The sequence below is a fragment of the Pseudarthrobacter enclensis genome (assembly GCF_001457025.1).
Lineage (GTDB): Bacteria > Actinomycetota > Actinomycetes > Actinomycetales > Micrococcaceae > Arthrobacter > Arthrobacter enclensis.
In genome coordinates this window covers 852,772-865,384 of the sequence record NZ_KQ758599.1, presented here as the reverse complement: position 1 = coordinate 865,384, position 12,613 = coordinate 852,772, and the positions used below count along the sequence as shown (strand labels likewise).

Genomic DNA, 12,613 nt, shown 5'->3' with positions numbered 1-12,613 from the left:
GGTTGGATTTCGGCCAGCAGGGCCGGTTACTGATTCGCCTTCCGGCCCATGGCGGGACGGAGGACTGACGCTTGAGGGGCAGTGGATACTGCAGATTCCTGCGACAGACCAAGCAGGCGGCACCGGAATATATTCGCAGTAGGAGATCAGAAGCCACTGAGCGCAGAAGCAGATCAGATAGGCGGAATTACCGCCGGTGCACGTCCACCTTAGCACCTTCCACGTCCACTGCGAGCTTCAATACCCGCCAGTTCACGTCCGGCGTGTTCGCTCCCGTAAACGCGTCGATGAATGCCAGGATGTCGGCGGCTTCCTGCTCCCCGTTGGCCAGGACCAGGACCGTGGGACCGGCCCCGGAAACCACGGCTGCGTGGCCTGCCTGCCGCAGCGCCGCGATCAGGGCGGCGCTGGGACGCATGGCTGCGGCCCGGTAGCTCTGGTGCAGGTAGTCCTCGGTTCCGGCAAGCAGGAATGCGGGGTCCGTGGTCAGTGCGTGGATCAGCAGCGCTGCGCGGCCGGAGTTCATGGCCGCGGCGTGGTGGCCCACGGAGGCCGGCAGGAGTGCCCTGGCCGCCTCGGTGGAGAGTTCGAAGTCCGGGACCGCCACCACGGGGACCACGGAACCAGACACTTCGGCGCGGGTGCTGCTGTACTGGTCACTGTCCTGCCATGACAGCGCCAGTCCGCCGAAAATGGCGGGAGCGACGTTGTCCGGATGGCCTTCCAACTCACTGGTGAGCTGCAGGATCCAGTCACGTCCGCGCCGGTACTGCTCAGGGACCATGGCGTTCGCGGCGGAAACGGCCGCCACCACGGCAGAGGCCGACGATCCGAGGCCGCGGCCGTGCGGGTTAACGTTCTCCGCGGTCACCCGCAGCCCGCCGTGCCGGAAACCCAGCCGTTCGAAGGCCGCGTCCATGGCCCGGATCACCAGGTGGCTGGCGTCCCGGGGCAGGGTGTCGGCACCCTCGCCGCGGAGGTCGAACTCGAGTTCGTCCGTGTCCAGGCTTTCCACGGTGAGGGTGTCGTGCAGCGCCAGGGCCAGGCCCAGGCTGTCGTAGCCGGGGCCCAGGTTGGCCGTGGTGGCGGGAACCCTGACGGTGATGCGCTGGCCCGGCTCGATGAGTTGCAGTCCGACGGTGGCCTGCGAGGTGGCGTTCACGGCTATTTTTCTTCCAGTCCCAGTTCAGCAGCTACGGTGACGACGTCGTTGGGCACCTTGACCGGCTGCACATCGCTGCCGTCTTCGGTGCGCAGGGCCCACTGCGGGTCCTTCAGTCCGTGTCCGGTGACAGTGATGACGATGGTCTTTCCGGCGGGAACCTCGCCTGCGGCGTGCTTTTTCAGCAGGCCGGCGACGCCGGCGGCGGACCCGGGCTCCACGAAGACACCCTCCTTGGAGGACAGCCACCGGTGGGCGTTGAGGATTTCCTCGTCGGTCACGGCGTCAATCAGTCCACCGGACTCGTCACGGGCGGCCACCGCACCGTCCCAGGATGCGGGGTTGCCGATCCGGATGGCCGTGGCGATGGTGTCCGGCTCGGTGATGGGGTGGCCGGCGACGAACGGGGCAGCGCCTGCGGCCTGGAAACCCCACATGGCGGGCGTCTTCGTCGAGACGGGGGCCAGCGTGCCGGCAGCGGCGGACTCGAACGGCGTGGAGTATTCCTTGTAGCCCTTCCAGTACGCGGTGATGTTTCCCGCGTTGCCGACGGGCAGGACGTGGATGTCCGGGGCGTCGCCCAGGGCGTCCACCACCTCGAACGCGCCGGTCTTCTGGCCCTGGATGCGGGCAGGGTTGACGGAGTTCACCAGGAACACCGGGTAGGACTCCCCCAGCTTCCGGGCGATGTCCAGGCAGTTGTCGAAGTTGCCGTCCACCTGCAGCAGGGTGGCTCCGTGCGCGATGGCCTGGCTCAGCTTGCCCATGGAGATCTTGCCTTCGGGCACCAGCACGGCGCACTTGAGGCCGGCGGCGGTGGCGTAGGCCGCAGCGGACGCCGACGTGTTGCCGGTGGAGGCGCAGACGACGGCCTGGGCGCCGGATTCGACGGCGGCGGTCATGGCCATGGTCATGCCGCGGTCCTTGAAGGAACCGGTGGGGTTCATGCCCTCCACCTTGAGGTAGACCTCGGAGCCGGTGAGCCCGGACAGCTTCTGCGCGTGCACCAGCGGGGTGCCGCCCTCGCCGAGGGTGATGACCCGGGTGGATTCCGTGACGGGCAAACGGTCAGCGTATTCGCGGATGACGCCGCGCCATTGGTGAGCCACTTAGACTCCTTCTACCCGCAGAACGGATGTAACTGAATTGATGACGTCCAGGCCCTTGACGGCCTCGACGGTGGCCGCGAGGGCGGCCTCGGACGCGCGGTGGGTGACGATCCGCAGTTCAGCGGACTCGGTCTTGGATTCCGCATCGCGGTGGATGGTCTGCCGCATGATTTCGATGGACACGCCGTGCTCGGCGAACAGCTGCGCAATCCTGGCCAGGACGCCTGGCTGGTCGGCGACGTCGAGGCCGATGTAGTAGCTGGTGACGGCGGCATCGATGGGCAGCGCCGGGACGTGGCCGGTGGTGGTTTCCGTGCGGCCCGGGCCGCCAAGGACCAGCCGGCGGGCGGCGGAGACGAGGTCGCCCAGGACGGCGGACGCGGTGGGCGTTCCGCCTGCACCCTGGCCGTAGAACATGAGTTCACCGGCGTTTTCGGCTTCGACGAACACGGCGTTGAAAGCGCCCCGGACCGCCGCCAGCGGGTGTTCGCGCGGGAGCAGGGTGGGGTGGACGCGGACGGAGACGCCTTCCTTGCCCTCGGCGTCGGTGAGCTTCTCGGCGATGGCGAGCAGCTTGATGACGAAGCCGGCGTCCTTGGCCGCGGCGATGTCGGCGGCGCTGACCTTGGTGATGCCTTCGCAGTGGACGTTCTCCAGGGCAAACCGGGTATGGAAGGACAGCGACGCCAGGATGGCTGCCTTCGCCGCGGCGTCGTGGCCCTCCACGTCGGCGGTGGGGTCCGCTTCCGCATAGCCGAGGCGCTGGGCCTCGGCGAGGGCGTCGGCGAACTGGGCTCCCGTGGAGTCCATCTGGTCAAGGATGAAGTTGGTGGTGCCGTTGACGATGCCCAGCACACGGGTGATGCGGTCGCCGGAGAGGCTGTCGCGGATGGGGCGCAGGATGGGGATGGCACCGGCGACGGCAGCCTCGTAGGAGAGCTGGACACCGGCCTTGTCCGCTTCTTCGTAGAGGGTGGGGCCGTCCTGGGCCAGCAGCGCCTTGTTGCCCGTCACCACGCAGGCCCCGTTGCGGAGTGCGGACAGGATCAGGGTGCGGGCGGGCTCGATGCCGCCCATCAGCTCGATGACGAGGTCCGCATCCTTCACCAGCGTGTCCGCGTCCGTGGTGAACAGTTCCTGCGGCAGGTCAACGTCGCGGGGTGCGTTCACGTTGCGCACGGCGATGCCGCCCAGTTCCAGCCTGGCACCGGTACGGGCGGCGAGGGCGTCGGCGTCCTCAATGAGGATCCGCGCAACCTGGGCCCCTACGTTGCCACAGCCCAGCAGGGCTACTTTCAGGGTTCGCATTTCCGTCATTCAGGCTCCCATGTCGCGGTTCAGCAGGTCTTCTTCGGTTTCCCCGCGGACAATCAGCCGGGCAGATCCGTCGCGCACCGCGACAACGCCCGGCCGGGCCAGATAGTTGTAGTTGCTCGAGAGGGCCCAGCAGTAGGCGCCGGTTCCCGGTACAGCAAGCAGATCACCGGCTGCCACGTCCTCGGGCAGATATACATCTCTAACAACTATGTCGCCGCTCTCGCAATGTTTGCCCACTACTCGGGACAGCTGCGGCGCGGCGCCGGAAGTCCGGGACGCCAGAACCGCCGAATAATCGGCGTCGTATAGCACCGGGCGGGCGTTGTCGCTCATCCCGCCGTCCACTGAAACATAGCGGCGGGGATACGTAACGTTGTTGCCTGCGTCACTGCCGGCCGCGGGAGCGTCGACCCGGACCGTTTTGAGCGTGCCCACTTCGTAGAGCGTGAAGGTGGTGCTGCCAACGATGGCGCGGCCGGGCTCGATGGAGATCCGGGGCGCGTCGATGCCCAGCTCGGCGCAGGTGGAACGCACGACGGCGGCCATCGCCGTCGCGATCTCCGCTGCGGGGCGGGGGGTGTCCACCGGGGTGTACGCGATCCCGTACCCGCCGCCCAGGTCCAGCTCCGGCATGGTGATGGAGTATTTCTCCTGCATGGCGGCCAGGAACCGCAGCAGCTTCTCGGCGGCCAGGGCGAAGCCGTCCGGCTCGAAGATCTGAGACCCGATGTGGCAGTGCAGGCCCAGCAGTTCGATGCCGGGGTGGGCAGCGGCGGCGGCCACGGCTTCCTCGGCAGCCGAGATGCCGGCCTCTGCGGTGGTGTCAGCCGCCATGGACAGGCCGAACTTCTGGTCCTCATGGGCGGTGGCGATGAATTCGTGGGTGTGCGCGTGCACGCCGGGGGTCAGCCGCAGCATGACCTTGGCCTGAGCGCCGCGGGCCTGGGCGAGGTCCCCGACCCGGACCAGTTCATCCAGGCTGTCCACCACGATCCGGCCCAGGCCCATGTCCAGGGCACGGTTGATCTCGGCGTCGGACTTGTTGTTGCCGTGCAGGGCCACGCGGGACCCCGCAATGCCGGCACGTGCTGCCACCGCCAGCTCGCCGCCGGAGGCGGTGTCGAGGCGCAGGCCTTCCTCCTCCACCCACTTCACCACGGCGGTGCAGAGGAAGGACTTTCCGGCGTAGTAGACGTCCACGCCGCCGCAGATGTCGGCGAAGGCGGCGTCGAAGGAGTCCTTGAAGGCGCGGGCCCGGGCGCGGAAGTCGGCCTCGTCCATGACGAACAGGGGCGTGCCGAACTGTTCCTTGAGTTCCCGGACGCTGACGCCGCCCACGGTGAGCCCGCCGTCGGCGCCGCGGCTGACGCTGCCGGCCCACAGGGGTTCCTGGAGTTCGTTCAGGTCCGCCGGTACCTGCAGCCAGTCCGGGGCGAGCGGGGATGCGGCGGTGTTCGAAGCAACTGACATGGGGTTACATCCGTTCCGGCGCGGAAACGCCCAGCAGGTCGAGGCCGTTGGCGAGCACCTGGCTGGTGGCATCGTTGAGCCACAGCCGCGTGCGGTTGAGGTCCGTGACGGCTTCCTCGCCCATGGGGGCGATCCGGCAGGCGTCGTACCAGCGGTGGTAGGCGCCGGCGATGGACTCCAGGTGCCGGGCCACGCGGTGTGGTTCGCGCAGTTCCGCGGCTTTGGCCACGACGGACGGGTAGCTGCCCAGGTAGGACAGCAGTTCGTTTTCGGTGGCATGGTCCAGCAGGGACGCGTCGAAGCTGTCCTGGCCGTCCACCTGCCGTTCCACCCCTGCGGCTACCGCGTTGCGGGCGGCGCCGCGGGACCGCGCGTGGGCGTACTGCACGTAGAACACCGGGTTCTCGTTGCTGTGCTTCTTCAGCAGTTCCGGATCCAGGGTGAGCGGCGAGTCGGCCGGGAAACGGGCCAGCGAGTAGCGCACTGCATCCTTGCCCAGCCACTCGATGAGGTCCTTGAGCTCAATGATGTTGCCGGCGCGCTTGGACAGCTTGGCACCGTTGACGGACACCAGCTGGCCGATCAGGACCTCGATGTTGACCTCGGGATCGTCGCCCGCAGCGGCGGCAATGGCCTTGAGCCGGTTGATGTAGCCGTGGTGGTCGGCGCCCAGGAGGTAGATCTTTTCGGTGAAGCCGCGGTCCTTCTTGGACAGGTAGTACGCCGCATCGGCGGCGAAGTAGGTGGGCTCGCCGTTGGCGCGGATCATCACGCGGTCCTTGTCGTCACCAAAGTCCGTGGTCCGCAGCCAGACCGCTCCGCCGTCGTCGAACACGTGGCCCTGTTCGCGAAGGCGTGCCACGGCACTTTCGATCGCGCCGGCGTCGTGCAGTTCCTGCTCGGAGAAGAACACGTCGAAATCCACGCCGAAATCGGCCAGCGTGGACTTGATGTCCTTCATCTGGGCTTCGTAGGCGGCGGCGCGGATGACCGGCAGCGCAGCGACCTCGGTGAGTTCGCGGATGTCAGGGTGGGCGGCCAGCACGTCATGTCCCAGGTCCGCGATGTACTGTCCCGGGTAGCCGCCGTCGGGGACCGGGAGGCCGTGCAGGCGCGAGTACACGGAGTGGGCGAAGGTGTTCATCTGAGACCCGGCGTCGTTGATGTAGTACTCCGCGGTCACGTCGGCGCCGGAGGCCCGCAGCACCCTGGCGATGGAGTCGCCCAGCGCAGCCCAGCGGGTGTGGCCGATGTGCAGGGGCCCGGTGGGGTTCGCGGAGACGAACTCCATGTTGACGGTGTGGCCTGCGAGCGCCGAGTTGGTGCCGTACTGCCGGCCGGCTTCGACGATGGCCTTGGCCAGCGCGCCGGCCGCTGCGGCGTCCACGGTGATGTTCAGGAAGCCCGGCCCGGCGATGTCCACGGCGGCAACCCCGCTGATGGTTTTCAGCCGTGCGCTCAGTACTGTTGCGAACTCGCGCGGGTTGGTGCCCGCCTGCTTGGCCAGCTGCAGGGCAATGTTGGTGGCCCAGTCGCCGTGGTCCCGGTTCTTCGGCCGCTCCACGCGCACGTCCTCGGGAACGGCGGATTCTGCCAGGGCGATGTCGCCGGCTTTGACGGCGTCCTTCAGGCATGCGGATATGGCGAGGGAGAGTTCTTCGGGAGTCACCCCTCTAGCGTACCGGCGGGCGGTCACAGCAAAGAATTCCGGGACGGCAGCGGAGCGGGCCCGCGGGGCCTGTTGCGTGCACGGTTTGCTGCCGGCATTTGCGTCCCGGTTGAACCATTGCGCGGTGTTCGTCGTTGACAAGACCGTAGCCAGCCAGCAGTGCTCCACTGTGAGCTGTCCCGATGACAAGCCCCGACGACGAAACGAGAGCCTGATGAGTCCCTCAGCACCGACCAGCACCCTGCGCAGGAGCATCTTTGCCGGAATCGCCGGACTTTCCCTGGCCGGCACGGTGGCCGGCTGCGCCCCGTCCGCGGCGGAAGACGGACCCGCCCCCGCGGACAACGGCACCGCAGCCACCACACCGGCCGGCGGAGAGACGGCCCTGGCCGGGAGCGGATCAAACTACAAGGACGGCACCTACAGCGCCGACGGCAACTATGTGTCTCCCAACGGCAATGAGACCGTAGGGGTCCAGCTGACCCTTGCCTCGGGAACTGTGACGGATGTCCGGATTACCGAGCACCCCTCCAACCCCAATACGCGCAAGTTCCAGGGCGAGTTCGCGGGCGGCATCGCCGCCCAGGTGGTGGGCAGGAACATCGATGAGCTCAAGGTTTCGAAGGTGGCCGGCTCGTCGCTGACCAGCGGCGGCTTCAACCAGGCTGTGGAGAAGATCAAGTCGGAGGCGCGGTAGGCGGTGCCGGACGCGGACTGGGCGGAATTTTCCTTTGACGGCATCGGCACGCGCTGGGAGGTTGCCACCCCGCTCCCCCTGGCGCCGGCGTTGCGCTCGCGCCTCCTCGAACGGGTGGAAAAGTTCGACGCCGGGTGGTCCCGTTTCCGGAGCGATTCACTCGTCGGCGCCATGGCGCACAGTCCCGGACGCTACAGCTTCCCGGCCGAGGCTGCCGCGCTGGGAACGCTGTACCGGACGCTGTACGGGCTCACCGGCGGCGCCATGACCCCACTGGTGGGCGGCAGCCTGGAGCGCCTCGGCTACGGCCCCGCCTATACGCTGCAGCCGTCAGGGCCGCCGATGCCCGCACCCCGCTGGGAGGATGTCCTGGACTGGGACGGAACGGCCATCAGCACCCGCGCCCCGGTGGTGCTGGACATTGGCGCGGCCGGCAAGGGGCTGCTGGTGGACCTGCTGGCAGCCGAACTGGCAACGGCAGGCGAAAAGGACTTCCTGGTGGACGGCAGCGGGGACCTGCTGGCCTGCGGATCCCGCAGGGTGGCTGTTGCCCTGGAGCATCCCTACAACCCGGCCCAGGCCATTGGCGTGCTGGACCTGCGCGGCCGTGCCCTGTGCGCGTCCGCCGCCAACCGCCGGTCCTGGGGCGACGGACTGCACCACGTCCTGGACGGGACAACCGGACGGCCGGTCCGCACCGCCGTCGCCACGTGGGCGCTGGCGGACACCGCCATGGAAGCCGACGCCCTGGCCACGGCCCTCTTCTTTGTCCCGGGCCAGGTCCTGCGGGACGCCTTCAATTTCTCCTGGCTGACGGTGTACTCCGACGGCACCGCCGACCACTCCGCCGAGTTCGAAGGGACACTCTTCACATGAGCACCACCCAGACACCGCCGGCGGGACCTGCGCCTTCCCTCGCCGGGCGGCTGGATACGCTGCTGGGCCGCGTGACCATGTACCGGCTCATCCTCCTGGTCCTGGCGGCACTGGCTGCCTACAGCCTGCTGCTCGAGGTCCTTGGCTGGTTGACGTTCGGGCTTGCGGAGCTGCTTGTCCACCTGGCCCTGTGCCTGCTGCTGACCTATGGCTCCAACCTGGGCCTGGCGGCACTGTTCGGGGTGCGCCAGCACCCGGAGTCGTCGCTGATCACCGGCCTGCTCATCTACTTCCTGTTCTGGCCATCCTTCCGGGCGCTGGACGTCGCAGGGGTGGCGCTGGCCTGCGTGCTCGCGTCGGCGTCGAAGTACGCACTGGCCTGGCGCGGCCGGCACATCTTCAACCCTGCCGCCCTGGGCGCCTTCGTGGCCGGCCTGACCGGGCTGAACATCGCCACCTGGTGGGCAGCCACACCGGCCATGCTGTGGCTGGTGGTACCCGGCGTGCTGCTGGTGCTGTACCGGACCCGCAAACTGCTGATGGGAACCGTCTTCACCCTGGTGGCGTCGTCGATCATCACCCTGGAACTGCTGCGGGCCGGCATGGGTGCCGGCGAGGGCATCTGGCAGGCCCTGGCGCAGCGGCCCGTGCTGTTCTTCGTGGGATTCATGCTGTCAGAGCCGCTGACGCTGCCGCCCCGCCGGTGGCAGCAGCTTTCCCTGGCAGCACTGGTGGGTGTGGTGTTCGCCCTCCCCTACAACCTGGGATTCATTGCCAATTCCCCCGAGGCTGCCCTGCTGTTGGGCAACCTGCTGGCTTTCCTCGCCGGGCAGCGGGGAGCCGTGAAGCTCAGTTTTGCCGGCAGCAGGCCGTTGACCGCCACCACCACGGAGTTTTCCTTCACACCGTCGCGGCCCGTACGCTTCCGGCCCGGCCAGTACATGGAACTGGACCTTCCGCAGGCTGCCTCCGACGGCAAAGGCCGGCGCCGGGTGTTCAGCCTGACCGGTGCGCCCCAGGCGGGCCTGGTGACATTCGGCGTCCGGACGGCCCAGCCCCTCTCCGCGGCCAAGAAAGCGCTGCTCGGTTTGCAGCCCGGTGGCCGGCTGACCGCCACGTCCGTGGGCGGCGATTTTGTGCCGCCCCGGGATCCGGAACGGCCCGTGCTGCTCATCGCGGCCGGCATCGGCATCACTCCGTTCCTTTCGCACCTGGCCTCCGGCGCGCTGGCCGGGCGGGACGCAGTGCTGCTGCTGCTCGCCAGGAGTGCCGCCGATGTCGCCTACACCGGGGAGCTGCGGGCCTCCGGGGTGAGCGTGCTGGTGTGGACCGCCGACGGCTCGGCGGTGCCTCCGGGCCTCACGGACGCCCGCGCCGGAGCGGGCACCGGCGCCGGTCCGGGCGCCAGGCTGGATGCCGCCGGCCTGGCTGCGCTGGTGCCGGACATCGCACGGCGTCAGGTCTACATCTCGGGCTCCCCTGCCAGCGTCTCCTCCCTGCGCCGGGCGGCACGCACGGCAGGAGCGAAACGGGTGCGGGTGGACTCCTTCTCCGGCTACTGACACGCGGCCGGCGGCCCGGTTTTCCATTGCGGGCCACCTTCCTGCTAAGCTCTAGGACGTCCCGCCGGCAACGGCAGGATATCCGGATTGCCCTCGTAGCTCAGGGGATAGAGCGTCTGCCTCCGGAGCAGAAGGCCGTAGGTTCGAATCCTACCGAGGGCACAGGAAGAACCCCGCCGTGGATCACGGCGGGGTTTTCTTTTGCCTGATCCCGGCGCACACCATCGGCGGTCAGAAGACCAGGGCGCTTTCCTCCGGGGTTGCCAGCGTCAGCACGGCCTCCTCCACGGTCTCATGGTCCTCAAGTTCACGTTCGATCCGGCGCAGTGCCACGGCCACTTCGTGTTCGGGGTGGTCCCCCTGCAGGTCCACCGCGGCCACGAGGTAGAGCTTCCGGGGTCCCACGTACTCCAGGTGCAGGTAGGTGAGCCGGGCGATGTCCCGGTGTTCCAGGACCCTCCGTCCCACGGACTCCCGGATATCGGGAGTCACTCCCTGGCCCACCAGGAAGCGCCTGTTCCGGTCGATCAGCACTACCGCCACGACGGCCAGCAGCACACCCACCACGATGGACCCCACGGCATCGGGCAGCGGTGACCCGGTGAGCTGGTGCAGGAGCACGCCGGCAAAAGCCACCACCAGCCCCGCAAGGGCGGCGGCATCCTCGGCGAACACCGCCCGCAGGGTGGGATCTGAGCTGATCAGGACCTGTTCCAGGGTGCGCCGTTCCAGCTGCCGCGCGGCCCTGCGGGTCTGCCGGAAGGCCTGGGTGAAGGAGATTCCCTCCAGCACGAAAGCGACGGCCAGAACAATGTAGGCCACGATGAAATCGGAGGCGGGTTCCGGGGCGATGATTTCCTGGATGCCGTGCATGATGGACACCACGGCACCGGCAGTGAAAAGCCCAACGGCGGCGAACATCGACCAGACGTAGGCTTCCCGCCCGTACCCCATCGGGTGGCTCCGGTCCCGGGGACGGCGGGACCGCCGCTCGGCCAGGAACAGGAACACCTGATTGCCGGTGTCCGCCCAGGAGTGTGCGGCTTCAGCGGTCATGGAGGCTGACCCCGTCAGGAAGGCGGCCACGGATTTTGCCGCCGCCACGAGCGCGTTCGCCGCGAAGGCGATGCTGACCGTCAGCAGGGTGGAACCGCTGTTTTCCCGTTCTTCGGACGCCGCCATGGAGGTACCCTACCCACACCCTGCGGAAATGATGCCGCGGCGGGGCTGGCCGGTTATGCCGGATTGTCGGCGGCCCCTCGTACGCTGAAGGCACCTAGTTGAGGGGGCTTGCCATGAACGTTCCGTTTTGCACCATCATCCCGCCGTACCTGCTGCGACGGCTCGCCAAGCAGGATGCACCGCAGTATTCAGCTGCGGCCCGCGCCGCCAAAGAGGCCCTGGGACATGTGAAAACCGTCCACGCCTCCCGGACGCAGGCCAAACCGGACACTCCTCCTGCCCTCCGTCCGGCCAAACCCGGACCGCCCAACCGGACTGTCTACGACGCCCAGGGTGCAGAAACGCTGCCGGGAAAGCTCGTCCGCAAAGAGGGCGGGGCTGCCACGGGGGACGCCGCCGCGGATGAGGCCTACGAGGGCCTGGGCCACACGCACCGGCTCTACGCGGACGTCTTCGGCCGCGACTCCATCGACGGGCAGGGACTGCCGCTGGACGCCACGGTGCACTTCGGCAGGCTCTATGACAACGCCTTCTGGGACGGGAAGCAAATGGTGTTCGGCGACGGCGACGGCGCCGTGTTCGGACGGTTCACAGCGTCCCTGAGCGTCATTGGCCACGAACTCGCCCACGGCGTCACCCAGTTCTCCGCAGGGCTGGCCTACCGCAACCAGGCCGGCGCGCTGAACGAGTCCATGTCTGACGTCTTCGGCGCCCTCGTGGAGCAGTATGTCGGGAACCAGTCCGCGGCCCAGGCCAGCTGGCTCATCGGTGAAGGCCTTTTCACTCCCGAGGTGCAGGGGCAGGCCCTTCGCTCCATGAAGGCGCCGGGAACGGCGTACGACGACGACGTGCTGGGCAAGGACCCCCAGCCGGATTCCATGGATTCCTACGTCCGGACCAGTGCGGACAACGGGGGCGTCCACATCAACTCGGGCATCCCCAACCGGGCGTTCTACCTGGTGGCGGAGGCTTTGGGCGGAAACGCCTGGGACGCCCCCGGCCGTATCTGGTACGAGACGCTGACCAACGGCTCGTTGTCCACTACGGCCACCTTTACCGTGTTCGCGCGCGCCACCGCGGCAGCCGCCGTGGAACTCTTTGGGACGGACACCAAGGAGCATGACGCCGTCCGCCGGGCGTGGGAAACTGTGAAGGTCAAGCTGTAGCGGATGCCTGGCTGCCGGTCTTCAGGCGGCCAGGCTCAGGGAATGTCCCAGGGGCCAGGCCATGAAGATCAGTGTGGAGCGCACAGGCGGGATCGCGGCGATCACCAGGGTGTGGACCGTTGAGGCCACGTCCGAAAGTGCCATGAACCAGTGGCAGCCGCTGGTTGAAGCATGCCCCTGGGACACGGTCCCCCGCACTCCGGGGGCGGCGGCCAGGGAATTCGCGGATGCGCAGCCGGACCGCTTCATCTACTCCATCAGGGCCGGCGGGCGCCGCGCGGCCCTGCCCGAGCGGGCGGTTACCGGCCCGTGGCGCGTCCTGGTGGACAGCGCCCGGGCCGCCGCCGAACAGGAAAGGCCGGCGGGCAACGGCACCGGCAGCACCGGCGGATAGGTTCCGGAC

At 68.3% G+C, this 12,613-nt stretch carries 11 protein-coding genes and 1 tRNA gene; 6 read left to right on the top strand and 6 right to left on the bottom strand.

Annotated elements, in window-relative coordinates; translation table 11 throughout:
* Positions 1-187: 187 nt before the first annotated feature.
* The 5 genes from thrB to argS are packed head-to-tail and all read right to left on the bottom strand — an operon-like array spanning position 188 to position 6,727.
* Positions 188-1,162, bottom strand: coding sequence for a homoserine kinase (gene thrB, locus AS031_RS03910; RefSeq protein WP_058266782.1), 975 nt, complete (start codon positions 1,160-1,162; stop codon positions 188-190).
* 2 nt (positions 1,163-1,164) lie between these two features.
* Positions 1,165-2,271 carry a threonine synthase gene (gene thrC, locus AS031_RS03905; protein WP_058266781.1) on the bottom strand — a complete coding sequence of 369 codons (1,107 nt, stop codon included), beginning with the start codon at positions 2,269-2,271 and terminating at the stop codon, positions 1,165-1,167.
* Positions 2,272-3,588 carry a homoserine dehydrogenase gene (locus AS031_RS03900; protein WP_058266780.1) on the bottom strand — a complete coding sequence of 439 codons (1,317 nt, stop codon included), beginning with the start codon at positions 3,586-3,588 and terminating at the stop codon, positions 2,272-2,274.
* Positions 3,589-5,058: a diaminopimelate decarboxylase gene (gene lysA / locus AS031_RS03895; RefSeq protein WP_058266779.1), complete on the bottom strand. Its 1,470-nt coding sequence runs from the start codon at positions 5,056-5,058 to the stop codon at positions 3,589-3,591.
* 4 nt (positions 5,059-5,062) lie between these two features.
* A complete protein-coding gene (gene argS / locus AS031_RS03890) occupies positions 5,063-6,727 on the bottom strand; it encodes an arginine--tRNA ligase (protein WP_058266778.1) in 1,665 nt (554 codons plus the stop codon).
* 214 nt (positions 6,728-6,941) lie between these two features.
* On the opposite strand from argS, the gene AS031_RS03885 reads away from it, so the two are divergent.
* From AS031_RS03885 to AS031_RS03870, 4 genes are all read left to right on the top strand, one after another.
* Positions 6,942-7,424: an FMN-binding protein gene (locus AS031_RS03885; RefSeq protein ID WP_058266777.1), complete on the top strand. Its 483-nt coding sequence runs from the start codon at positions 6,942-6,944 to the stop codon at positions 7,422-7,424.
* A 3-nt stretch (positions 7,425-7,427) separates the two neighbouring features.
* On the top strand, positions 7,428-8,300 hold the full coding sequence (locus AS031_RS03880; protein ID WP_058266776.1) for an FAD:protein FMN transferase: 873 nt from the start codon (positions 7,428-7,430) through the stop codon (positions 8,298-8,300).
* Positions 8,297-9,862 carry a ferredoxin--NADP reductase gene (locus AS031_RS03875; RefSeq protein WP_058266775.1) on the top strand — a complete coding sequence of 522 codons (1,566 nt, stop codon included), beginning with the start codon at positions 8,297-8,299 and terminating at the stop codon, positions 9,860-9,862. Before AS031_RS03880 ends, AS031_RS03875 begins: the two co-directional genes overlap by 4 nt.
* An 89-nt stretch (positions 9,863-9,951) precedes the next feature.
* A tRNA-Arg gene (locus tag AS031_RS03870) sits at positions 9,952-10,024 on the top strand.
* 69 nt (positions 10,025-10,093) lie between these two features.
* Here the strand turns inward: AS031_RS03870 and AS031_RS03865 are convergent.
* Complete coding sequence (locus AS031_RS03865; RefSeq protein ID WP_058266774.1) at positions 10,094-11,044, bottom strand: cation diffusion facilitator family transporter; 951 nt, start codon at positions 11,042-11,044, stop codon at positions 10,094-10,096.
* 113 nt (positions 11,045-11,157) lie between these two features.
* On the opposite strand from AS031_RS03865, the gene AS031_RS03860 reads away from it, so the two are divergent.
* A complete protein-coding gene (locus tag AS031_RS03860; protein ID WP_058266773.1) occupies positions 11,158-12,210 on the top strand; it encodes a M4 family metallopeptidase in 1,053 nt (350 codons plus the stop codon).
* Between the two features lie 61 nt (positions 12,211-12,271).
* Positions 12,272-12,604 (top strand): protealysin inhibitor emfourin, encoded by a 333-nt coding sequence (locus tag AS031_RS03855; RefSeq protein WP_058266772.1) that lies wholly within the window; start codon positions 12,272-12,274, stop codon positions 12,602-12,604.
* Positions 12,605-12,613: the final 9 nt, after the last annotated feature.